Consider the following 22,780-nt stretch of genomic DNA (forward strand, 5'->3'; position numbering starts at 1 on the left):
CAGCCTGCCTCTTTTTCTTACAACGCTTCTACGAGCGTAGCCAGTCCCTGTCCTCCGCCGATGCACAAAGAGACGACGCCATAGCGCTGCTTGCGACGGCGCAATTCGTACAGAATCGTCCCCAAAAGTCTGGCACCGCTGCAGCCCAACGGATGTCCCAGCGCGATCGCTCCGCCATTGACATTGGTCTTCTCAGGCGAAAGTCCCAACTCCCGCATGCAGGCTAGCGACTGGGATGCAAAGGCCTCATTCAATTCAAACAAATCGATCTGCTCGACCGTCATGTCCACTTCCGCCAGCAGCTTGCGAATGGCTGCTACCGGACCGATCCCCATGATGCGCGGGTCCACGCCAGCAGTGGCGAAGTGAACGATTCGTCCCAGCGGTGACAGCCCGCTTTCCTCCAAACTCGCTTCATTCATCAGCAGGACAGCGGCAGCACCGTCGTTGATACCCGATGAGTTGCCCGCTGTAACACTCCCGTTTTTGCGAAATGCCGGGCGCAGCTTCGCCAATGACTCCAGACTGGAATCGCGGCGTGGGAATTCATCCGTATCAAACACGGTGACATTGCCTTTTTTATCGACCAGCTCAACGGGGATGATCTCTTCGCGAAAACGTCCCGCATCAATGGCAGCAATGGCGCGGCGTTGGCTTTCCACTGCAAACAGATCCTGGTCCTCGCGGCTGATTCCGAACTGCTCTGCTACATTCTCTGCCGTATCACCCATCGTCAGTTCCCCATACAAAGAGACAGGAGCCGAACGCGGTCCACCGAAGGATTCCATCAGCGTCTGCGTCCCGCGTTGATAGGGTTGCTCGAACTTTTCCATGATGTAGGGAGAGCGTGTCAGATTCTCCACTCCGCCCGCCAGCATGACGCTGCTGTGTCCAGCCTGGATGGACTGGGCGGCTAGATTAATCGCTTCCAGCCCCGATGCGCAGACGCGGTTGACCGTGAGGCCCGGCACTGTTTCCGGCAATCCGGCTTTCAAAAGGCCAACCCGGGCGATGTTGATGAATGGTCCTGCGGATATCACATTCCCCATGATCACACCGTCCACGGCCTTGCCAGACTGTCCTGCTTGCTTCAATGCTCCATTTAGAACGATCGCAGTCAAATCATCGATCGGTGTATGCTTCAAGCTGCCGCCCAATTTTCCGATCGGGGTGCGAACGGCTGCGGCCACATAAACTTCTGTACGCGTCAGTGTCTGCATCCCGCTTCACACCTCCTCTTTTTCATAGCGGTAAAAGCCTTGCCCGCTGCGAATGCCAAAACGCTTGGCGAGCACCAGCTTGCGCAACAGCGGTGCTGTGCGGTACCGCTCTTCGGCCAGATCGCGCGACAGGCCGCGGGAAATCGCATAGATCTCATCCAACCCGATCTGATCGGCCCATTCCAGCGGCCCATACGGATAATTGGTCCCCTTTTTCATCGCGATGTCGATATCCTGCGGTGTCGCAGCCTTTTCCATCAGGGTAAAAGCGGCTTCGTTGATGATCAGCGTGAGGATGCGAGGAAAAACCAGTCCCACCTCATCCTCGACCAGCTCCGTCTCCTTGCCCAGCGAGTGAAAAAAGGCTTCTGTGTTGCGAATCGTCTCCTCTTCTGTTTGCAGAGCCGGGGCGATCTCGATCAGCTTCCTTTCCGCAAGTGGAACGAGCGTGCCAAAACCGCAGATTCGCTCGGGATGCTCCGTCCAGGACGCCGCTTCTGTCGCCGTGATCGCCAGGGATGTGGTCACGACCGGGACATGGGCAGGGAGCAAGCGATCCAGTTCGGCAAGCTGCTCCCGCTTTTTCGTCAAATCGAAATTATTCACTTCCAAAGCGAGGGTAACGGCTTCAGGAGTCTGTACAGCTTCCTCCAAGGACATCACCTGATGGCCCTGCTCCATGAGTAAAGCAGAAAACGCTGCGTGAAGCGGACTGTCCCCCGTCAAGATGACGGTTTGCTTATTTGTTGTAGTCATAAAAGCCTTCCCCCGTCTTTCTGCCCAGACTGCCGGCCTGAACCATGCGTTGTTGAATCCGGCTGGGCTTGAATCTGCCTTCCTGGAAGAAGTCGTTGTACACCGACTGAGTGGTGGCAAAATTGATGTCGATGCCGATCATGTCCTGCAGCTCGAACGGGCCCATCTTGAATCCGCCAGCTTCTTTCATGATGCGGTCGATCTGCTCGGCATTCGCGACGTGGTCGCCCAAAATGCGCAATGCTTCATTATAGTAAGGACGCGCGATGCGATTGACGATAAAGCCCGGCGTGTCTGTCACCCGGACAGGCACTTTGCCCAGCTCCTCGGCAAAACGATACGCGGTCTGCATGTTTTCTTCGCTGGTTTTCTTCCCTTGGATAACTTCGACCAATGGCATGACCGGAGCCGGGTTGAAAAAGTGAAAACCGAGAATGCGCTCGGGATGCGGAAGTCCTCCGGCAATTTCCGTGATCGAAATCGAAGATGTATTGGTCAAGAGCAACGCGTCGCTTTTGCAAATCCGCGACAGCTCGGAAAAAATGCTTTTCTTCAAATCAAGCCGCTCAGGTACAGCTTCAATCACGATCTCGCATACAGCCAACTGTTCCATGTCGGAGACGAGGTGGACCCGCTCCAGTGTATCCGTCTTTTGTTCCGCGTTGATCTTGCCCTTCTCTACATCCCGGGACAAGGTCGACTGCAAGTAGCCAAGGGCCTTATCCAGGACAGCCTGATTGGCATCCAGAAGCTTGACCACGTGGCCTTTTCTGGCGCAGACGAGGGCAATTCCTGCCCCCATCGTTCCGGCACCGATGACGCCTACTGTTTTTGTGTTCACTCGTCCGAACCTCCTCTTCGCGCCTATCTCCCTGTAAAGCGGGGAGCGCGTTTTTCCATGAACGCACGAACCCCTTCCTGATAATCCTCTGTACTGCCCGCCACTTCCTGGGCATACGCTTCGTATTCCAGCGTCTGCTCCAGATCCATATCCATGCCTTTGTACATCGTGCGCTTGATCAGACCGATTCCGCGTGTCGGCAGGGAAGCCAGCTTGCGGGCATAGGCCATCGCTTCCTCCATAAACCGCTCGGCTGGGTACACCTGATTGACCAGTCCCAGGCGCAGCGCTTCCTCCGCTGGCACCTTTTCCCCGGTCATCGCCAACTCCAGCGCCTTCCCGATCCCGACGATCCGGGGCAAAAAGTAGCAGCCGCCCGAATCAGGCACCAGACCAATATTGACGAAGGCATTCACCAGGGAAGCCTTATCGGAAGCCAATCGGATGTCGCAAGCAAGCGCGATGCTCATCCCCGCCCCTGCTGCGACCCCATTGATTGCGGCGATAATCGGTTTTTCCGTTTTCCGGAATTGGAGAATCATCGGATTGTATCGATCGCGCAAAAAGCCGCCGAAATCCACATTCCCATCGGAGACCTCTCCCAAGTCCTGCCCTGCATTGAAGGCGCGTCCCGCCCCCGTCAGCAGAATGCAGCGAACCTCCGAATCCTTCTGGGCTTGCTTCAAGGCATCCGTAATCTCTTTGTTCATCTTTGCCGTAAAAGCATTGAACTTGTCGGGACGGTTCATCGTCAAGACAGCGATACCGTCCGTTACCTCATAGAGAATCGTATCGTACATGGCTGCCTCCTAGTTTCCCGTAAACCGGGGAGTGCGCTTCTCCAAAAATGCCTGCATGCCTTCCTTGCGATCATCACTCGCCAAGAGAAGGTAAAAGCCGTTCCGTTCGTAATCCAACGCGTCTGCCAACGGCAAATCCTGCGCTTTGTGCACGCTCTTTTTAATGACCTGGACGGCGAGCGGCGCTTGCTGCGCGATTTGCTTCGCGAGCTTGAGGGCTTCCTGGTAGTAGGCCTCGACTGGAACTACCCGGTTGACCAGTCCATATCGGGCAGCCTCCTTGGCCGTGATCGGCTCGCCAGTCAAGAGCATCTCCATCGCTTTTTGCAAGCCGACGGCACGGGTCAGACGTTGTGTACCGCCTGCTCCCGGCATGACACCCAGCTTGACCTCCGGCTGACCAATGACAGTCGTCTCTGAAGCGATCACAATATCGCAATTCATCATCAGCTCGCAGCCTCCGCCGAGAACGAAACCGCTGACAGCCCCGATGATCGGTTTGGAGATCAGGGAAATCCGATCCCAGACGGCGAATTGATCACGCTTCATGATTTCGATTGCCGATGCTTCCGCCATCTCGTTGATGTCCGCGCCTGCCGCAAAGGCCTTGTCATTGCCAGTCAAAAGGATTGCGCGAATGTCCGCATCCTGATCCATCCGCTCCAGCTCGCTGACCAGCTCATCCATCAGTTGAAGGTTTAGTGCATTGAGAATCTTCGGTCTATTGAGCGTGATCACACCGACACCGTCCTCAACAGCCACCTTGATATACGCGTACGACATGACGTCCCTCCCCCTTTCGTGAAGCAGCCATCAGATCGCAGGCTGCGGTTTGTTGCGGTTGTCCACGATGCGAATGGCTTTTCCTTCGCTGCGCATCAAGGAATTCGGCGGCAGGACTCGCAGGACCACCGTTACACCCAGCGTGCATTTGATCATGTGGCTGATCTCTTTTACCAATGGCGCAAGGGCTGCCGGATCATGGCTGCCAATCTTGCTGGCATACTCCTGGGTCAGCTCGCAATGGACTTCAAACCGATCGAGCGCACCGTCGCGTTCGATGACTACCTGGTACTGTGGAGCCAACTGATTGAAGGTGAGCAGCACGGATTCGATCTCCGTCGGGAACACGTTCACGCCGCGGATGATCAGCATGTCGTCGACGCGCCCTTTGATGCGGGACATGCGCATGGTGGTGCGTCCGCATTTGCATGGCTCTGGGTTGAGGGAAGCGATATCTCCCGTGCGATAGCGAATGACAGGGAAAGCCTCTTTGGTCAAAGACGTGAAAACAAGCTCTCCTTCCTGTCCATACGGAAGCACGTCACCTGTCACTGGATCGATGATTTCCGCGTAGAAATGGTCCTCCGCGATATGCAGTCCATCCTGTGCCTCATGACACTCGATGGATACGCCGGGACCCATCACTTCACTCAGCCCGTAAATATCGACCGCTTTGATGTCCAGGGCTTCTTCCAGCTGAACCCGCATTTCTTCGGACCACGGTTCTGCGCCAAAAATTCCGTACTTGATACTGGTTGCGCGAGGATCGATCCCTTGCTTTTTCATTTCCTCGACGATATTCAACACGTACGAAGGGGTAGCAGCGATCCCTCTTGGCTGGAAATCCTCGATCAATGTAATTTGCCGAGGTGTATTTCCGCCGGAGACAGGGACAGCGACAGCACCCATGCGCTCAATGCCGTTATGCAAGCCAAGACCGCCGGTAAACAGACCATAGCCATATGCATTATGGAAAATATCACCCGGTTGTCCCCCCGCACAGCAAATGGCACGCGCGACGATTTCCGCCCAGTTCTCCAGATCCTTTTTGGTATACCCGACGACAGTGGGCTTTCCTTTGGTCCCGGAAGATCCGTGGATCCGCGCTACCTCGCTCATTTCGACCGCGAACAGGTTGAAGGGATAATTTTCCCGCAAATCGGTCTTCTTCATGAACGGAAGCTTTCGAATATCTTCGATCGTTTGAATATCATCAGGTTTGACCCCGGCTGCATCCATTGCTTTTTTATGAAAAGGAACCCGTTCATACACACGCTTTACCGTTTCCTGCAAACGTTCCAGTTGGAGCCTTTCCATTTTGTCCTTTGACAGCGTTTCCATTTCCAGGTTGAAGATCATGTATATTCTCCCCCATTCCGCTTTTCTCTATGGTTGAACTCTCATTTATTCCCCTTTGAATACGGGTTTTCTCTTCTCTCGAAAGGCCTCCAACGCTTCTAATCGGTCCTGGGTCGGAATAATGACCTCGTAGCACATCGTCTCGATATCCAGTCCCGTCTGCAGATCAACACTTGCCCCGCGATCGATCGCCGCTTTTGCCTGGTAGACAGCGAGGGGAGCATTTTCGAGAATCTCGCGGGCAAGTCCATACGCTTGCTCTTCCAATCCCTCGCCATTCTCCGCGACGCCGTTCAAGATTCCTAGCTGGTATGCATCATGCGCAGTGATGCGGCGGGCGCTTAAAATCAATTCCTTCGCACGGGATGGTCCGATCAGACGGGAAAGACGCTGAGTGCCCCCAGCACCGGGAATGATCCCTAGGCTTACCTCTGTCAGGCCCATTTTGGCCTCGGCTTTCGCAAAGCGGAAATCACAGGCAAGTGCCAGCTCAAATCCGCCGCCGAATGCGAAGCCGTTGATCATGGCAATCGTCGGTTGCGGCAGTCTTTCCACGGCTGTAAACACGTCGCGGATCTTGCGTACATTGCGGCGTACTTGCTGCTCGTTCAAGGTACGTCGCTCCTTGAGATCTGCTCCTGCGCAAAAGGCGCGTCCCTGGGCCCGAACGATCACGACGCGAACCTCTTTCTGATTCAGGCGAATCTCTTCACAGATATCGCCTAGCCGCACCAGGGTATCGTAATTTAAAGCATTCAATTCATCTGGACGGTTCAGGGTAATGATGCCCATGTACCCGTCGCGTTCCCATTTTATGGTTTCCTGAGTCATCCTTTTCCTCCCTCTATCCCTTTTGGTTGTGAACCCTTGCATAGGTCCCCGTTGCACAGGCAACCAATTTGCCGTCGCAGGTGACTCGTGCTTCCATGATGATCAGGCTCTTGCCGCGCTTCAGCACGCGGGATTCCGCTTCCAAACGTTCGCCTCTTGCAGGGTACAAGTACTGAATCTTACTTTCGACGGTTACGCATTGCTGGACTCCGTCTACATGCGGAGCAGCACCGTGCCCCATCGCAACATCTGCCAAAGTCGCCGTCACTCCGCCGTGCACGACTCCTTCGATACTGTTGTACAAATCAGGGCGAATCGTTAGTGCGACCCTGCATCCCTCGTCATCGCGATGCAGGACTTCTATCCCCAGGTAGTGATTAAAGCGATTTTTGATTTCCTCGGTCACTTGCATCGTCCTCTCTTCCTATCCTTCCCTGAGGGCTTCTAAAACGGGGAAAGGAGCCCAAGCACGAAGCATGCGGCATCCTTTTCTCCTGTCCGTATCTTCTGTTCCCTATTTCTCTTCGCCCGTCTCCACGAAGTATTCATTTTTTCTGTAAGCCAGGGCATCCAAGGTAGCCACGAGACCGTGCTCGCTTTCGACGCGAATCCGATACCAGGCGGTGCGGTTGTTTTTCTTCTCTTCCGTGGCTGTCGCGACCAGCCTGTTTCCTTTCATCGCCGCAGCCAGGAAGCCGATATTCATCGATAAGGCTACAGATGTTTTTCCGTAGGAATTACAGGCGGCTGCAAAAGTGAAGTCTGCCAGTGAAAAAATGATGGCGCCATGTGCAGTGCCATGAGCATTCAGCATATGCTCCTGGACAATGACTTCCGCAGTAGCCGTCCCTTCCCCCAATTCGACCAGCCTGATTCCGAGAAATTGGGCAAATTGATCCTGTACCAATTTTCCGCAAATTTCTTCGTAATGCTTGCGGTGAAGCTCGCTTTCGTCTACAAATTTTTTACTGCTCATATCTTATACCAGTTCTGCGATGTGCATAGAAATAATGGGACCTGCGAAGCCGCGCAAGTCTTTTCCTGCCGCACGTCCTTCTGGAGATGACAACGCTTCCAGCAACGCGTCTTTGGATTCAAAGTACATTTCCGCAATCAGATGCAAGTCGCTTTCTCCGCCAGGAGCTCCGATAACCTTGCTTACCTCCATTTTGATCAGGCCCGGCATTTTTTCCGCCAACGGGGCGTGAACCTCGAAGTAGTGCTTGTCAAATGCCTCGACATCTTCTGGTTTCCGATAAATCGCTACCAATTTAACCATCATGATCCCTGCCTTTTCCTCAAGAGTTTTAAAGTGTGACAACAATTTATATAACGTTATTTTAACGCACGTTATTGTTTTTATTATATAAACACTTCGTTCATGGCGCAAGTATTTTTAAAAAGGGGACTAAAAGAATTATAGGGAATATTCAGTCATTTGGTGTCCTTTTTGTATGGTGGTCAACCTGCTTCAGTGGCGGAGGAGGAAAAAGGGAAAAATGCTTCAGGCCGGTCGGGATCTTCACTGTGGGTCATCCCTGGCCGCTTCCACTCCAAAGGCGGAATCGCGGCCAAAAGCAGCCGACATCGAAGAAGTGTTTCAGGGTTGTCCGCTGAAAGCATGTTCCGCCTTTTCCGTTCCAGCTTGGTCAAGATCCCAAATGCCTTCCGCTATTTTTCCCTTTTTCCTCGCACCAGCTTTTTCTGGTCCTCCCTAAATCCTTACAAAAAAAAGAGAGCAGACAAATCATTGTCTGCTCTCTCTTCATTATGCTCCAACCCAAACCCAGAAAATGAACACGAAGATCGCTGCTGCGATAAAGAACGAACCTGCAAAGATGCTGATTCGAGCGAACTCGTGACCTTTTTGGTCCATATGCATCCAGACGAAAAGTTGGAATAATGCTTGAACAATAGCCAGGATGACGATGAATGGTACGGTAAATCCTACCGGAACCACTTCATATGCGACCGCGATAAAAGCCAGCGCGGTCAAAACGAGTGAACCGATGAAGGCCACCAGATGCCTTTTAACGCCGCCATGACTTACCTTCGGCTTGCGAACATCTTCGTTATGCGTACCTGCTCCCATTCTTTTATCCCACCTTTCCACCGATCATACCCATGAGGTATACCACGGTAAAGATGAATACCCAAACGACGTCGATAAAGTGCCAGTACAAGCAAGCTACGTAGAACTTAGGTGCTGTAACTACTGTCAGGCCTTTCTTGACCGTTTGCAACTGAAGGGCAATAATCCAACAGATCCCGAAAGCCACGTGCGCTCCGTGGAAGCCGACCAATGTATAGAAGGCCGAACCAAAAGCACTCGCACTAATTGTGTGTCCCATACTGGTGTAGTGGACAAACTCATAAATCTCCAGGGCAAGGAACGCCAGACCCAGAACAACAGTAATCGTCATCCAGGTTTGCAGTTGTTTCAGGTTCTTTTTATGCAAGGCAAGAACAGCCATTACGCTTGCCATCGAGCTGGTCAACAGGATCAGTGTTGCTGCAGCCACGAGCGGCATGTCAAACAATTGCTGTGAAGTAGGACCACCATTGGCCTGATCACGAAGCGCAATAAAGGTAGCAAACAAGGAACCGAAAAGGACGGTCTCACCGCCAAGGAAGAGCCAGAAGCCAAGAATCTTATTCTTGCCCTCAAGGGTGGCTTTTTCCGGTTCGTCAGGCAATACCGCATGTGCGTGATGTGTAGCCATTTAAGCCTTAACCCCTTTCCCCTCAATTTCTTCCGGTTCAATGTGGTAACCAGGATCGTCTTTCAACGAACGAGCAATCATGCAAGCAAATGTGAAGCCAATACCCAGAATGACAACCGGGTACACGTGATACATGAAGCCATAACCTGCAACGAACAAACCGACAGACATCAGGAATGGCAAGAACGAAGGCGATGGCATGTGAATGGAACCGAGTGGCTCTGCTGGTGTCATGCCTTTGTTGCCAGCCATTTTTTCTACCCACAAAGCATCCAGACCACGAACCAGTGGCGTTTGTGCAAAGTTGTACTCTGGTGGCGGAGATGGAATCGCCCACTCCAGCGTACGTCCATCCCATGGGTCAGCCGCAGCTTTTGGTCCTCTAGCGGAAACAATTGCATTGACTACGAACAAAATGGTACCGAGCGTCATTCCGATAACACCTATCGAACTGATAAAGTTACCTGTTTCCAGCCCTTGTCCTGCCAGGTACGTATAGACGCGGCGCGGCATCCCCATCAAGCCCAGGAAGTGCTGCGGGAAGAAGGTCAGGTGGAAACCGATAAAGAACAGCCAGAAGTTCCATTTCCCGATGGTTTCGTTCATCATTTTACCGAACATTTTTGGCCACCAGTAATAGAGACCCGAGAACAGACCGAACACCATACCACCAACGATTACGTAGTGGAAGTGCGCTACTACGAAGTACGTATCATGGTATTGATAGTCAGCTGGAGGAATCGCCAGCATGATCCCGGTCATACCACCGATCGTAAAGGTTGGAATGAATCCAACTGCGAACAGGTTTGCTGTCGTGAAGCGAATTTGTCCGCCCCACATGGTCAACAGCCAGTTAAAGATCTTAATACCCGTAGGCACGGCAATCAGCATCGTCGCCAAACCGAACAGGGTGTTGGCTACGGCTCCGAGACCTGTTGTGAACATGTGGTGAGCCCACACCATGAAGCCCAGGAAACCGATCAGCGCTGTCGCAAATACCATGGAGCTGTAACCGAACAGACGTTTTTTCGAGAAGGTAGACACCACTTCGGAAATGATACCGAAAGTTGGCAAAATCAGGATGTATACTTCGGGGTGACCGAAGATCCAGAACAAATGCTCCCAGATAATGATGTTACCGCCCGCATCCGGGTTGAAGAAGTTACCGCCAAACAGACGGTCGAACATCAGCAATACCAGACCTACCGTGATCGCAGGGAAAGCGAACAGGATCAGACCGGAGGTAACGAAGGATGCCCATGTGAAAATCGGCATGCGCATAAATGTCATTCCTGGAGCACGCATGTTAATGATCGTTACCAGGAAGTTGATACCACCAATCAGGGTACCCAGACCAGCAATCTGCAAACCAAGAACGTAGAAATCCACACCCATGTGGCTGTACTGGTTCAGCGACAAGGTCGCATACGAGGTCCAACCAGCATCTGGGGCACCGCCCAAGAACCAGCTAGTGTTAAGCAAAACTCCTCCAAAGAAGAAGAGCCAAAAACCAAGAGCGTTCACAAATGGGAATGCTACGTCGCGAGCACCAATTTGCAGTGGTACGATCGCGTTCATCAGAGCGAAGATGATCGGCATCGCTGCCAGGAAGATCATCGTGGTTCCGTGCATGGTGATCAGTTCGTTAAAAGTCCTTGCACCGACAATGGAGAGCTCTGGATAAATAAGCTGCAAACGGATCAGGATAGCCTCTAGACCGCCGGCCAAGAAGAAAATTCCACCGGCGATCAAATACAGAATCCCGATCTTCTTGTGGTCAACTGTCGTGAGCCAATCCCACAGCCCGCTACGATTTGGTGCGTGAGAAGCATGTGCAGACACGGTTTTACCTCCTTTTAAGCGTTACTGCCTTCGGCTAGTCTATTTCTTACCTTCCACTGTCAGCGTGGACATGTACTCTACCAATGCATTTACTTGATTGTCATCCAGGTTGAGGTTAGGCATGTTGTTACCTGGTTTGATTTTTTGAGGGTCTTTCAGCCATTCTGCAACGTTCTCTGGAGTATGAGCCAGGATACCGGCCACACGCTCACGGTCAGCGAAGTTGGTCAGGTTAGGACCCAGTTTGCCGCCTTTGCCTGCAATCGCATGGCAGCCCAAGCAGCTTTGGTTGAAGATGTCTTCGCCTTGTTTCGCAACAGCAGATGTTGCTGCTACTGGCTCAGCGGCTTGAACACCTTTCATTTTTGCAGTCCAGTTGTCAAAATCAGCTTGTTCCATAACGGTTACTTTGAAGTCCATCAAAGCATGGGACGCTCCACAGAGCTCCGCACATTTACCGTAGAAGACACCCGTTTTGTCAGCTTGCAGCCAGATTGGGTTTTCCAAGCCAGGGTTTGTATCGATTTTACCGCCCAGAGCTGGAATCCAGAACGCGTGCTTCACGTCTGCAGACGTAACGACGAACTGTACCTTTTTGTCTACTGGGATGACCAGGTCTTGTGCTGTAGCGACGCCAAGATCAGGGTACTCGAATTCCCACCAGTATTGGTGAGCCGTTACCTTTACTTGCACAGCCTCTTCAGGAGAATACTTTTTGTGCAGCTCAAATCCTGTCGTAACAGTTGGAACCGCCATCACAATCAGAAGCAGGAACGGAATAACAGTCCAGAGAATCTCTAACGCATGGTTTCCTTCCACTTGTTTCGGAATCCCTTGCTGTCCCGGACGCTTACGATATCGAATAAGTACGTACGTAAAGATCAGCATAACGACTACAAATACGCCGATCATGATCAAAAAGGACAGCTTCATCAAATCGAATTGCATGGCTGCAACTGGACCTGAGGGTCTGAGAGCGGAAAGCTCTTCTTTACCGCAACCGGTTAATACCAGCGACAGCAGACCAAACAGGGACAGTTGACGCCAATACTGTTGCCAACCCTTCATACCTATGAACCCCTCTTTCTTCGTGTTGGTAACGTTCTAGCTACGCTATATGTAACTAGACGGCAAGTCTTTCCCAATTGTTTGCTTACGTTGGAAATCTTTACTTTCCACAACTTATGATACCCAATCGCGAAAAGGATTAGCAACCCTCGCAAAACAAACAAAAGGAATAGATGGGTTTGTAGACCCCTCTTCCCTAGCGTAGCACCCATTTAAGTATACATAAATTTACCTGTTAACAAAGTCTATTTGTTATCATTTTGTTAACAAATTTATGAACAAATTTATGAACTTTCATCCTTCCCTCTGTAAATCGGGATTCATTTCAGCTAACCCTGGTAGAAAAAGGAGAACTCTTATGCATAATCGGCCGATTGCACTGGTCACAGGTGCTTCCAGTGGATTTGGCATGCGGGCCTCTGTCTCGCTGGCCAAATCCGGCTTTCACGTAATTGCATCCATGCGGGATCCGAACAAACGCGAAGAACTGATCCAACTCGCTTCCGCCCAACTTGTCCTTGAGCACGTGGAGATTCTAGCTCTCGATGTAACCCGCCCTGACGAAATTGATCAGGCTGTCTCTGGCATCGTGGATCGCCACGGAAGAATTGATATCCTGCTCAACAACGCAGGATATGCCAGCGGCGGTTTCGTCGAGGAAGTAGCTTCTGAGGAATGGCGTCGGCAATTTGAGGTGAACGTGTTCGGCTTGATCGATGTCACACGCGCTGTTCTTCCTTATATGCGGCAGAAAAAACAAGGCAGAATCATCAACATTAGCAGCATCAGCGGTCGCTTCGGTTTTCCCGGACTAGCCCCCTACTGCGCATCCAAGCATGCTGTCGAAGGGTTCAGCGAATCGCTGCGGCTGGAAATGCTTTCTTTTGGCATCCATGTGGTTCTGATTGAACCTGGCTCCTATCGCACCTCCATCTGGGAGAAAAGCATCGCACAGGTGCGCCAGCATCGGCATTCGGCCTATCAAAGGCAAATGCACAGAATGATGGAGATGGTAGAGCAGATTCAGGCCGAAGCCCCGGCCCCGGATGAAGTCGTAGCTGCCATCGTGCATGCTGCATTGTCTGAAAAGCCACGTTTTCGCTACCCTGTCGGACGCGGCGTTCGTTTTACGATAGCTGCCAAGCAGTGGCTGCCCTGGAAGTGGATCGAACGGATCGTTGCGAGAAAAATGAGTTAGCATGAGCGCTTCACGGAATGTTCTGAATTTCGCTTCCGGACCATAAGTCTTGCATAACGCACCACCCGCCTATCTGTACTTTTGCTATTCCTGCTGTCTACCTGTAGGATAGCCTTTGCGAACCTGTTTGTCAAAAACGGCACGCAGAAAAGACCTGCACCGCGGCAAGTGGCGGCACAGGTCTTTTCACATTCAGAGGCAGGCGATCACCCTGCCGCTTTTTCTTGGTCCGTTTTCAGTGCTGGATCGAAATACTCTACGTGGTGCTTCTCCTGCAAGTCACTCCACCATTTGTCGTAATTCTCGGCGCGATTGCTGTCCACAAGAATCATCGTGATCTGTTCCTTCACTTGATCCAGCGGAGGCGCTGGCGATCCGAGCTGGCTTTTGTGCTCCTCGTAATAAGCCGCGACCTGCTCGTCCGTCACCGGATAAGCCTTGTCCAGCAGTTTGTCCCGGGTCATGAGGAGATTCATTTGGTCTTTCAGCTTGTTCAAATCCATTCCCATCGATCCCAGGTAGTCGAGAAATGCTTGTTCCGATCCGATCTGTTGCTTCATTGCGTCTATTTCCTTGTCAATCTCTTCTTGGCTCACTGTTATGTTCTGCTGTTTGGCTTCTTGACGAATCAGGGATTGCGCGACCAGCTCCGTCAACATTTGCTTGCCGTACAGGCCTTTCATCTCGTTGTACAACTGATGCTGCGTAATCTCGGATTGACCTGCTTTTGCCAGCACCGGATCGTTCTTTTTCACCGCCGACTCGTAGAAGCCGAGAACGACCAATCCCAGTATCAAAACCGCAATCGTCAGGATCGAAATGTCAAACTTCTTCACGTAGATGTCCTCTCTTTCACTGTATCTGCTTCATTTAAGTATACAGCTGGGTTACGGTAGAAAGATGGAATAGCCCTTCCACAGCTTTTACACATTTTAGTACCTTTGGTCTAGCAAAAAGGAACAAGGAAGGGACGGCACCCATCCTTGTTCTCTCTACTTGCCTCTTCGTTTTTTGGCTGCCAGGAGGCGGTTCAACGTCTCATCCGGCTTCTTCACCTGATCCTCTTCAACTTGCTTTGCCTGCGCAGTCGGAGGAACCGGTTGCCGGGAGCTTGTTTGTGCATGGGTGGATTGTGGCTTCGGGGTTTCTGACTGCACCTCAGAAGCAACTTCATGCTGCCATAGCTCTTCACCGGTTTGTTCACGGGTCTTCTTGCGAGTATTCATCCGTTTCTGCTCCATTCGGGTCCAGACCGTCTCTTTATCAGCGGCAGTGTTGCCAGTTTTTTGCCGCCTGCCCATGCGCGCCCACCACATCTCCGGCAATTGCAGGCGGCGCACAGCCACATCCAGCGGCAACAAGAGCGCTGCCAGCATCAAAAGCCATTCGCTCACCTTTTGGATTTCCCATTTTTCTGGGAGATCGTTGCCAAAAACCGCTTGCGTATCTGAAATCAAGGCTCCTCCCCCGGCCAGAAGCCAATTTCTCAGCTGCTGCTCTCCGTCATCCTGCAGCCCGTATTCCGGGGAGTAGGAAACAGTCAAGCCCGTGGTCTGGCTCGCAACGGCCTGCCCGCCAGCCTTTTCGGTAATCTGGATCAGATAGCTGCCTGGATCGGAGGCGGGAAACACTCCTTCCAGCACATTCGGCGCGGTCGGTCTCAGACGGATCACTTGCCTGTCCATCAGCTGGTTCAACACGACAGCCTCCAGTTCTTGCGGCATGGCTGCTTCGCCAGGCAGCGTGACCGTCACCTTTCCGTTGCCGCCTTCCAGTTGGGTCTGGGTCTTCCATACCCCATCCTCGATCTGCGGCAGTGTCCAGGCTACGATCTCGTTCCAAAGTCTGCTGTTGCCTGCCCATCCGACCCATTCCGCTGCCCACTTGCCTTCGAGATCACTCGTCCAGGCGACCGTTCTACCCAAGCCGTACTGCCAACGGGCCAGTATCGGATCTTCGTCTATGCTCAGCAGGGAAACCTCTGCAGTCTGCTTGGGTGTCGTCGCGATATAGGCACGCAGCGGCGGCAGCGGCTCGCGAAGACTCGTCCAGTTCCCCGCTCCTGTCACTTTTGGCACCTGCAATTTATCCACGATAAAGGTTCTGCTTGCCATCACGGTCTCATTGCTGAAAATCTGCGGGATGGAGGCGGCGTCACTGGCAAAATAGTACCTGCCTTTGCCCCATTCCGCCATCCTCTCCAGCAGCTCGCGATCGGCGTCTTCCCCGAGAGCGACGGTGGAAAGCGTGATCTGCTCGCCTGTTATCTGCTCGATCAGTGTTTCATATTGTCCTGAATCCCCGGATTGGCCGTCTGTCAGCAGAATGATATGCTTGCGTTTGGTCTGCAGCGTCTTCATTTTTTGAAACGCTAACTCCAGCGCCGGGAAGATATCCGTCCCGCCATCAGCCTGAATACTCCCGATCTGCCGATGGATTTCAGCAAGATTGTCGACCGGCTGCGGGCTGACTACCTCCCAGGGTGATCCGTCAAAAGCGATGACCCCGATCTGATCCTGCGCCTGAAGCATCGTCGTCGAGCGGATGGCCGCTTCCTTGGCCAGCTCCATCTTGTCGTAGCCATCGCCGTAATCACTCATGCTGCCGGACTTGTCGATGACCAGAATTAGACCGAGCGACGGCAGTTCCTCTTTGTTTTTCAAATCCATCTGGACAGGCAGCGCTTCTTCGATCGGTGTCTGAAACCATCCCCCCATCCCGAAGCTGTCGCTGCCGCCTGTCATGATCAAGCCCATGCCCAAATCACGTACCGCGGTCCGCATTCGTTCCATGTCTGCTTGGTTCAGCTGCGTAGCGGACACATCGGCGAGGATGAGCGAGGCGTATTGCTTGTAGGCATCCAACTCCTTGGGCAAGGTGGAGATGTCTTTGACCTCCACTTTCATCTGGCCTGCCTCAAGGGCTGAGACGAGGTTGCTCGCCGCTCCCTGATGCCCCTCAACGACCATGACAGTCGGCGTTCCGGCGACTTGTGTATAGGCCGTTGCCTGGTTGTTCGCCTGATTCGTATCTCGCTGCGCTTCGATCTCCACACGGAAGCGGTGAAAGCCCTCTTCCGTCGCTTTTTGGGTGAAAGCATAGCGGTTCTTTCCTTTTTCCACCTGCACAACCTGCTTGCCCGCTTCCCGATTCCCCTCGTAAAGCATCAGCGTCGCCTGCGTCGCCAAGGTGCTTTCCACCTCGACACTGATTGCGTATTCCTCGCCGCTGTACAATTGCTGCGGCACCTGCAGGGCAGTCAGGACGACCTCATCGCCTTGCTCCTGCTGGAAGGAGACGGCCTCTACCTCGATCCCGCGCTCCTTTACCAGCTTCGTTTCCTTTTCTGCGTCTCCTTGCGTCTGGATGCCGTCGGTCAAAAGCACCAGCTTCCCCCGCGCCTGGCTGGGGATCATGGCGGCAGCCAGTCTGATCCCTTCGGACAGATCTGTCGCATGCCGGTTGATCTCCACTCCCAATTGCTGCACCTGATTGCGCTGGGTCAAGGGCTGGTCTACGGCGGCGGTCCCCCCTACCACGACTACCGCGTACTCATCCTCGGCTGCCTTTTGCTGAACGGCTGCTTTCATGAACGCCGTCACACGCGGGTCATCCTTCATGGAAGCCGAACGATCCACGACAAAAACGATCGTTTTGCCCTGCACGGGAAAGTTCAGCTGCATGCCTGCCAAGACCAAGACCAGCAGAGAAAACAAGAGGCTGCGCATGATGGCGATTGTCCATTTTTTTCTTTTGGCCATCTGCTTCTGCTTGCGCCACCACTGCACGACGACAAGGATCGCCGGGATCAGCAGCAGAAACAGAGGCTGGAGAAAATTAATAACCACGCTGGTACACCCTCCATTCCACAAAAAGGACCAACAGAGCAAGAGCGACAAGCCACGGCGTAAGCTCTCTGCTTCCCGTCAATGGGGAGTCTGCCGTCGCTGCGGTTGCAGAGGGTTTTCCGAGTGTTTCCACACCGATGAAATCCGGCGTAATATCAGACTCGCGTTCATGGATTGACACGGAAAAATAGCGGCTGATCCTGCCTGTACCGGCCTCTTCGTCCAGGCGGTAGAGTCCGATCTGATCGGGTACGCGCAGCAGCCAGTTCGTACCTGTCGTCTCTATCGGCAGCTGCTGTCCATCCGGGTATGTAAGCATTCGGTTCGTTCCCCCTGCCGAGAGTGAGAGGTTGAGCACATCGCCTGGCGTTGCCTCGTCAATTGGCACGGTTTGCAGAGGGGAAAGCCAGTTGATCCCATTTTGCATAAAAATCGGGAAGGCAGGCCGCAGGGGGAAATCAGACTGATGCAGGTCAAAACCAATGATGACCACGCGTCTTCCATCGATGATGCCTGCTCTGATCAAATCTCGCTCACCTGCTCGAACCAGCGTTTTCATTCCCGGCATCGGGTCCAGAATCGCCGTCTTTGCTACGTGGACATCTCGCCAATCCACGTATCGAAGCAGCGGGTCTTCCTGCTGCACGGCTTGGGGCTGCTGTTCCAGCTCTGTCTCCCCCCGGTACGGCAGCCATGGCGCTTCCCGGTCTGGCGCGATCAACAGGATATTGCCCTCTGGCAGCTGTTCGGGAACAACTCCATCAAACACCCAGAGATCTCGTGCTTCGGCTACATCCTCGGGCACCTGCTGCCGCGTCTCGACCTCAAGCCTTCCGATTGTTTGCAGGGCCTGGTGGAGAAAGCGATTGCCCTGCGGTGAGACGAGTGTCGCCTGGCCGATCCCCGAGGCGAAGGGGATGCTCCAGCGCTCATTGTCCAGGGCCAGTCCATCCTGTTGCGGTTCAATGACTGCTCGATAGACAGGCGATGCGAACAAAGACTCGAAGGTGATCGTCTGGGAGCTTCCCGCCTCCACTGAAAAGGTCTCGGTCTCCAGCAGCTGATTTTCCCCATCGTAGATGTATACTTGTCCGCTTGAAGTCTGTGTTCCCTGATTGTCCAAACGCAGCAATCCCTCCACTCCCCCTTTGACGGGCTGGGTGACAAAAGCGCCGATGGAGGTGTTTTCCCGGAACTGGCCCATCTGCATAAAGCGGAAAGCGACAGAAATGCCCTGTGGAGCTTTTGCCGCAAAAAGCCGCTCCGTCTTGCCGTCACCAAGCCAGACAACTCCACTGCCCGCCTCGTTGGCAGCGATGGCCGCAGCCAGGGTCATGGCTGCGCTAGTATCCGAAGAACCCAATTGGGGCTTGATCGACTGGAGCATCTGTACGAGCTCTTCGCGATCATTGCTTTGGGCCAGCAATACATGGGGCTGCCTCCCCGCTTCGATGAGCGTCATCACTTGCCCGCCGCTGCGCTTTTCCACCAGCTCTGACGCAGCATGAATGGCCTTCTCCAGCCGCGTCATCTCCCCTTCCTGCCCCTGCATGCTCGCGGCGTTCTCAATCACCACGATGGTATGCTGGTCGGTCAATCCTTCTGTCGGCACTGCAAGGCGAAGCAAGGCGAGCACGAGCAGCACTGCTGCAAGCAATTGCAAAAACAACAGCAGATTGCGCTTGAGCTTTTCCCACGGCTTGACCGCTTCCCAGTTTTTCAGGGTTTTCCGCCACATCAACGTGCTGGGAACGACCCGTTCCTCCGCCTTTTGCTTGAGCAGGTAGAGCAGTACGATCGCCGGGATGATCAGTGCGAACCAACTGTTTCCCAAGGCCAGCCATTCCATCGTGCTCTCTCCTCTCTAGCGAATGATGCCCGCTTGTCGAAATACTTGAAAGACAATGGCCTCCAGCGGCTGTTCTGCCTGCACGGGCACATAGGATATCCCCCTCTTGTAGGCAAAAGCCGCCATGTGTTCCTGAAATCCGTGAAAATTCTTGTAGTACTCCTCCATCAAAAGGCCTGTGATGGAAACTTCCCGGGCACCGCCCGTCTCCGAGTCGATCAGACGCAATTCCCCGTGATAGGCAGGACTTGTCTCCTCCAAAGACCAGATCGGCACCAGCGTCACATCCTGTCTGGCCGCTTGCAAATAGGCGACCCCCTTCTGGTAGCCCGTTTCAAAGAAAAAGTCGGACAGAATGATGGAGATACCCGGTTTGCCGCGTACAGCGCCCGGAGAGTGCATTGCTGCCTGCAGATCTCCCTCGCCCCCCGGCTGGATCTTGGACAAAAAGTCGAGCAATCGCGCAGCCTGGCCTTTTCCCTGCAGTCCGCGAAGCGAGGCCGTCACTTGCGAGTCAAAGACGGTGACGGAGACATGATCCAGGTTGCACAGCGACAGATAGCCGAGTGCCGCCGCCACTTGCACCGCCAGATCGAGCTTGGAGGGTTGGCCATAGCTCATGGAACGGCTGCAGTCGATATAGATCGTCACATGCAGCTCTGTCTCATCCAGGAATTTTTTCAAAAACAGCTTGCCTGAACGCGCATAGGCATTCCAATCCAGCTGACGCAGATCATCGCCTGGTGTGTAAGCACGGTAGTCAGCGAATTCCATCGAAGAACCCAACAGCTTGGAACGCCGCTTCCCCGCCTGGCTGCCGCCGGCCTCGCGTTTGCTCGCCATCTGCATCCGCTCCAAGCGCGCCAGCCATGATGGGTCCAACAAATAGCGACTCATGCTGTCTGCGTCCCCAGCGAGCTGATGATCTCGCGAATGATTTGATCCGGCTGGATGCCGTTTGCCTCTCCCTCAAAATTGAGGAAAATGCGATGGCGCAGCGCAGGCAACGCGACAGCAGCAATATCTTCAAAAGCCACGTTGTAGCGTCCGGCGAGCAAGGCGCGTACTTTGGCCAGCGAAACCATCGCCTGTACCCCGCGAGGTCCCGCGCCGTTGCGCACGTATTGCTTGACCGATGGAATCGCGTTCTCTCCCGGGTGCGTGGCGAGCAAGAGCCGGACTGCATAATTCAAGACGCTTTCCGCCATGAGAATCTCCTGTGCAGCACGCTGTATCTCGCTGATCTCTTGCCCTGTGGCTACTTTTTCCACTTGTTCGCTGGTCCCGGAGGTCGTTTTCAAGACAATCGCCTTCAACTCTTCTTCAGTTGGGAACGGCACCTCGATTTTCAGCAAAAAGCGGTCCATCTGCGCTTCCGGCAAGGGATAGGTCCCCTCTTGTTCGAGCGGATTTTGAGTGGCCAGGACAAAAAAGGGCTCAGGCAGAAAGCGAGTCACACCCCCGGCAGAAACAGTCCGCTCCTGCATCGCTTCCAGCAAGGCGCTTTGTGTCTTGGGTGTCGCGCGGTTGATCTCATCCGCCAGCACGACATGCGCAAAGATCGGTCCCTGCTGGAATTGAAAGGACTGCTGTCCATTCTCGTCGACCCGCAGGATGTTCGTGCCGGTTATATCTGTCGGCATCAAGTCGGGCGTAAATTGGATGCGCTGAAAGCTCAGCTCGAACGCTTGCGACAAGGTACGCACCAACAGGGTTTTGCCCAGACCGGGCACCCCTTCCAGCAGGGCGTGCCCACCTGCAAATACGGCCCAGAGCAGTTGTTCCACTACATCCTTTTGCCCCACCAATACTTTGGCGATTTCCTGTCTTACACGCTCCACCTGTTGCTGACAATCAGGCAAGGCTTGCTGCTTCATCGCTCTCTCCCCATTCCATTAAGGTTCAATATTGCTGAAATATTCCTTGACGATTGCTTGATAATCTCCCGGAATATTGCCCTTTTCCATGCTTTCGCGGGCAAATTGCGCATATTCGCCGTAGACCTCCGCATACGGGAGCGTTCCGCCTGACGAGACCTGCGCATTGCTGCTTTGCCGTGTCTGGGAAGCTCCTTCTCCCAAAGGGCCGCTGACCGTATCGGTAGGTCCGCCTGTCTCGGTGATCCTGCGGGAAGGCACTGTTACCAGCTCATGCCGGCCATCTCCAAGGCCTGCTCCGCTCCCTTGACCGACGCCATTGCCGCCATTGCCAGAGCCAGCTCCATTTCCAGCGCCTGTACCGTTGCCTGCCCCATTTCCGTTCCCGGTGCCCGTGCCTTGACCGGCTCCCCCATCTCCTGGTGAGCCTGGTTGGCTGCCTGTGTTCGCTCCTGTACCTTGGCCGGGTGCACCGGAACCCTGGTTATTCCCCGCGGACGGTTGGTTTGTTCCGTTGCCTGGAGCCGGAGTCCCGGATGCAGGAGTCGCCTGTCCATTGCCCTGAGTCTGCTGTCCAGTTGGCATGGCCCCTGCCATATTTCCCTGTGACCCTGCCCCCGCGCTCGCCAGCGTCATCTGGGACTGCTGGAGGGATGCTGTGGCCTGGGCTGCCGCGAGATTGCCTTGTTGGGACTGTCCTGCTGCCTGCATGCCTTGGGTCAAGCCCTGCTCCAGCGCAGTCAGTGCCTGCGGAATCTGTCCCTGCGCCAATTGTTGGGCGGTGGCACTTAGTTGTTCCGCGATCTTTTTCGCGTCCTCCGATTTCGTCTCGGCCGCTTCCTGCGCAAGCTCCCCGGCAGACTGTTCCAATACGGCGGTAAGCTTGTTGATCTCTTCGACGGACATCCCGTCAATTGCCTTCGCCAGCTCTTGCAAGGCCTTGGTCAGAGCCTCGCGATCCCCTTGGCTCATCGCCTCAGCAAGGGATTGGGTCGCTTGCTGTCCAGCCAGGACTTGCTGCAGACGCTGCAAAGCTGCCTGCTTGCGCGCCTCGTTCTCCCGCCACTTCTCCAGTTGTTTTTCCGCTGCACGCAGGGCATTGAGACGGTCGATGGGATCCTGCGCTTTCGCCAAAGCCTGCTTCGCTTGCTCCAGCATAGCCTTCATTTCTTTTTTCTGCGCTTCAGTCAGCGCGTTGTTGGTTTGAGTCTCTTCCTGGAGTTCCTCCAGTGTTTCTTGCGCTTCTTCCAGTGCCTGTTGCTCCAGTGCCATCTGCGCCAAGCGTTCGTCCTGGGTATTCGGCAGCAGGAAAAGCAAGGTGCTTGCCAGCACCAGCCCTGCAATCGCATACATCTGTTTGCGCACTATCGGCCAGATTTGGATACTCTCGACAATCTGCGGAATCTGGCGGCGCAGATGGGAGAGGGCATCTTCACGCTGGCGCAGGGCGATCGCCGCCTCACTGTCCCGGTGTTCCCATGCTGTAACGGTCCGCTGCGCCAACCCCTGCCCATCTGCCGTCCTTGCACAATCCAGCCAGTTGGGCTGCTTGCTCCACGCAACGATGCTGCCTGCTATTAGTGCCAGCACAGGAATGGCGAGCGCAAGCCAGGGATAATGCGGGATCGGCCATAAACGGGCAACGAGGAGAAGCAATACGCTTCCCCCCATTCCTCCCAAACCGTACATCGTCCAATGACGCATCAGCTGCCTGCGTCCCAGACGTTTGCGAATCGGCATCAGCAACGACTGCAATTCATCGTTCGACTTTTGGGCAAACATGGC

At 53.9% G+C, this 22,780-nt stretch carries 21 protein-coding genes; 1 reads left to right on the top strand and 20 read right to left on the bottom strand.

Annotated elements, in window-relative coordinates; translation table 11 throughout:
- Positions 1-17: 17 nt before the first annotated feature.
- The 14 genes from T458_RS48920 to coxB all read right to left on the bottom strand — a co-directional run bounded on the left by T458_RS48920 (position 18) and on the right by coxB (position 12,223).
- Positions 18-1,220: a thiolase family protein gene (locus T458_RS48920; protein WP_023558463.1), complete on the bottom strand. Its 1,203-nt coding sequence runs from the start codon at positions 1,218-1,220 to the stop codon at positions 18-20.
- A 6-nt stretch (positions 1,221-1,226) separates the two neighbouring features.
- Entirely contained in the window at positions 1,227-1,976 is a 750-nt protein-coding gene (locus tag T458_RS0129205) for a 3-hydroxyacyl-CoA dehydrogenase family protein (RefSeq protein WP_031306116.1), read from the bottom strand.
- Positions 1,960-2,817: a 3-hydroxyacyl-CoA dehydrogenase NAD-binding domain-containing protein gene (locus T458_RS0129210; protein WP_031306117.1), complete on the bottom strand. Its 858-nt coding sequence runs from the start codon at positions 2,815-2,817 to the stop codon at positions 1,960-1,962. The genes T458_RS0129205 and T458_RS0129210 overlap by 17 nt, the downstream gene beginning before the upstream one ends.
- A 23-nt stretch (positions 2,818-2,840) precedes the next feature.
- Positions 2,841-3,617: an enoyl-CoA hydratase-related protein gene (locus T458_RS48925; RefSeq protein WP_023558464.1), complete on the bottom strand. Its 777-nt coding sequence runs from the start codon at positions 3,615-3,617 to the stop codon at positions 2,841-2,843.
- Positions 3,618-3,626: 9 nt separating this feature from the next.
- Positions 3,627-4,400 carry an enoyl-CoA hydratase-related protein gene (locus tag T458_RS48930; RefSeq protein WP_023558465.1) on the bottom strand — a complete coding sequence of 258 codons (774 nt, stop codon included), beginning with the start codon at positions 4,398-4,400 and terminating at the stop codon, positions 3,627-3,629.
- A gap of 30 nt (positions 4,401-4,430) precedes the next feature.
- Positions 4,431-5,759, bottom strand: coding sequence for a phenylacetate--CoA ligase PaaK (paaK, locus tag T458_RS48935; protein WP_023558466.1), 1,329 nt, complete (start codon positions 5,757-5,759; stop codon positions 4,431-4,433).
- 45 nt (positions 5,760-5,804) lie between these two features.
- On the bottom strand, positions 5,805-6,590 hold the full coding sequence (locus tag T458_RS48940) for an enoyl-CoA hydratase-related protein (RefSeq protein WP_023558467.1): 786 nt from the start codon (positions 6,588-6,590) through the stop codon (positions 5,805-5,807).
- A 13-nt stretch (positions 6,591-6,603) separates the two neighbouring features.
- On the bottom strand, positions 6,604-6,996 hold the full coding sequence (locus T458_RS48945; RefSeq protein WP_031306118.1) for a PaaI family thioesterase: 393 nt from the start codon (positions 6,994-6,996) through the stop codon (positions 6,604-6,606).
- A 108-nt stretch (positions 6,997-7,104) separates the two neighbouring features.
- Complete coding sequence (locus T458_RS48950) at positions 7,105-7,566, bottom strand: PaaI family thioesterase (protein ID WP_023558469.1); 462 nt, start codon at positions 7,564-7,566, stop codon at positions 7,105-7,107.
- A 3-nt stretch (positions 7,567-7,569) separates the two neighbouring features.
- Complete coding sequence (locus T458_RS48955; RefSeq protein WP_031306119.1) at positions 7,570-7,869, bottom strand: EthD family reductase; 300 nt, start codon at positions 7,867-7,869, stop codon at positions 7,570-7,572.
- A 489-nt stretch (positions 7,870-8,358) separates the two neighbouring features.
- Complete coding sequence (locus T458_RS48960) at positions 8,359-8,682, bottom strand: cytochrome C oxidase subunit IV family protein (protein WP_023558471.1); 324 nt, start codon at positions 8,680-8,682, stop codon at positions 8,359-8,361.
- A gap of 4 nt (positions 8,683-8,686) precedes the next feature.
- Entirely contained in the window at positions 8,687-9,313 is a 627-nt protein-coding gene (locus tag T458_RS48965; protein WP_023558472.1) for a cytochrome (ubi)quinol oxidase subunit III, read from the bottom strand.
- Positions 9,314-11,155 carry a cytochrome c oxidase subunit I gene (gene ctaD, locus T458_RS48970; RefSeq protein WP_023558473.1) on the bottom strand — a complete coding sequence of 614 codons (1,842 nt, stop codon included), beginning with the start codon at positions 11,153-11,155 and terminating at the stop codon, positions 9,314-9,316.
- A 39-nt stretch (positions 11,156-11,194) separates the two neighbouring features.
- On the bottom strand, positions 11,195-12,223 hold the full coding sequence (gene coxB / locus T458_RS48975) for a cytochrome c oxidase subunit II (RefSeq protein ID WP_023558474.1): 1,029 nt from the start codon (positions 12,221-12,223) through the stop codon (positions 11,195-11,197).
- Between the two features lie 358 nt (positions 12,224-12,581).
- Here coxB and T458_RS48980 point away from each other — a divergent pair, with 358 nt between their 5' ends.
- Positions 12,582-13,421, top strand: a complete 840-nt coding sequence (locus T458_RS48980) for an oxidoreductase (RefSeq protein ID WP_023558475.1) — start codon at positions 12,582-12,584, stop codon at positions 13,419-13,421.
- Between the two features lie 206 nt (positions 13,422-13,627).
- On the opposite strand, the gene T458_RS48985 is transcribed toward T458_RS48980, so the two are convergent.
- From T458_RS48985 to T458_RS49010, 6 genes are all read right to left on the bottom strand, one after another.
- Complete coding sequence (locus T458_RS48985; protein ID WP_023558476.1) at positions 13,628-14,257, bottom strand: SurA N-terminal domain-containing protein; 630 nt, start codon at positions 14,255-14,257, stop codon at positions 13,628-13,630.
- 156 nt (positions 14,258-14,413) lie between these two features.
- Complete coding sequence (locus T458_RS48990) at positions 14,414-17,269, bottom strand: VWA domain-containing protein (RefSeq protein WP_023558477.1); 2,856 nt, start codon at positions 17,267-17,269, stop codon at positions 14,414-14,416.
- Positions 17,259-19,118, bottom strand: coding sequence for a vWA domain-containing protein (locus T458_RS48995; protein WP_023558478.1), 1,860 nt, complete (start codon positions 19,116-19,118; stop codon positions 17,259-17,261). The genes T458_RS48990 and T458_RS48995 overlap by 11 nt, the downstream gene beginning before the upstream one ends.
- Positions 19,119-19,133: 15 nt before the next feature.
- Positions 19,134-20,015, bottom strand: a complete 882-nt coding sequence (locus T458_RS49000) for a DUF58 domain-containing protein (protein ID WP_023558479.1) — start codon at positions 20,013-20,015, stop codon at positions 19,134-19,136.
- Entirely contained in the window at positions 20,012-20,995 is a 984-nt protein-coding gene (locus T458_RS49005; RefSeq protein ID WP_023558480.1) for an AAA family ATPase, read from the bottom strand. The genes T458_RS49000 and T458_RS49005 overlap by 4 nt, the downstream gene beginning before the upstream one ends.
- Before the next feature lie 18 nt (positions 20,996-21,013).
- On the bottom strand, positions 21,014-22,777 hold the full coding sequence (locus T458_RS49010) for a coiled-coil domain-containing protein (protein ID WP_023558481.1): 1,764 nt from the start codon (positions 22,775-22,777) through the stop codon (positions 21,014-21,016).
- Positions 22,778-22,780: the final 3 nt, after the last annotated feature.

Source organism: Brevibacillus panacihumi W25, from assembly GCF_000503775.1.
In the GTDB taxonomy this organism is placed as follows: domain Bacteria; phylum Bacillota; class Bacilli; order Brevibacillales; family Brevibacillaceae; genus Brevibacillus; species Brevibacillus panacihumi_A.

Coding starts and splice junctions, on each gene's coding strand:
- T458_RS48920 (WP_023558463.1), bottom strand. CDS start 1,220: ATGCAGACACTGACGCGTACAGAAGTTTATGTGGCCGCAGCCGTTCGC.
- T458_RS0129205 (WP_031306116.1), bottom strand. CDS start 1,976: ATGACTACAACAAATAAGCAAACCGTCATCTTGACGGGGGACAGTCCG.
- T458_RS48925 (WP_023558464.1), bottom strand. CDS start 3,617: ATGTACGATACGATTCTCTATGAGGTAACGGACGGTATCGCTGTCTTG.
- T458_RS48930 (WP_023558465.1), bottom strand. CDS start 4,400: ATGTCGTACGCGTATATCAAGGTGGCTGTTGAGGACGGTGTCGGTGTG.
- paaK (WP_023558466.1), bottom strand. CDS start 5,759: ATGATCTTCAACCTGGAAATGGAAACGCTGTCAAAGGACAAAATGGAA.
- T458_RS48940 (WP_023558467.1), bottom strand. CDS start 6,590: ATGACTCAGGAAACCATAAAATGGGAACGCGACGGGTACATGGGCATC.
- T458_RS48950 (WP_023558469.1), bottom strand. CDS start 7,566: ATGAGCAGTAAAAAATTTGTAGACGAAAGCGAGCTTCACCGCAAGCAT.
- T458_RS48955 (WP_031306119.1), bottom strand. CDS start 7,869: ATGGTTAAATTGGTAGCGATTTATCGGAAACCAGAAGATGTCGAGGCA.
- T458_RS48960 (WP_023558471.1), bottom strand. CDS start 8,682: ATGGGAGCAGGTACGCATAACGAAGATGTTCGCAAGCCGAAGGTAAGT.
- T458_RS48965 (WP_023558472.1), bottom strand. CDS start 9,313: ATGGCTACACATCACGCACATGCGGTATTGCCTGACGAACCGGAAAAA.
- coxB (WP_023558474.1), bottom strand. CDS start 12,223: ATGAAGGGTTGGCAACAGTATTGGCGTCAACTGTCCCTGTTTGGTCTG.
- T458_RS48980 (WP_023558475.1), top strand. CDS start 12,582: ATGCATAATCGGCCGATTGCACTGGTCACAGGTGCTTCCAGTGGATTT.
- T458_RS48995 (WP_023558478.1), bottom strand. CDS start 19,118: ATGGAATGGCTGGCCTTGGGAAACAGTTGGTTCGCACTGATCATCCCG.
- T458_RS49000 (WP_023558479.1), bottom strand. CDS start 20,015: ATGAGTCGCTATTTGTTGGACCCATCATGGCTGGCGCGCTTGGAGCGG.
- T458_RS49005 (WP_023558480.1), bottom strand. CDS start 20,995: ATGAAGCAGCAAGCCTTGCCTGATTGTCAGCAACAGGTGGAGCGTGTA.
- T458_RS49010 (WP_023558481.1), bottom strand. CDS start 22,777: ATGTTTGCCCAAAAGTCGAACGATGAATTGCAGTCGTTGCTGATGCCG.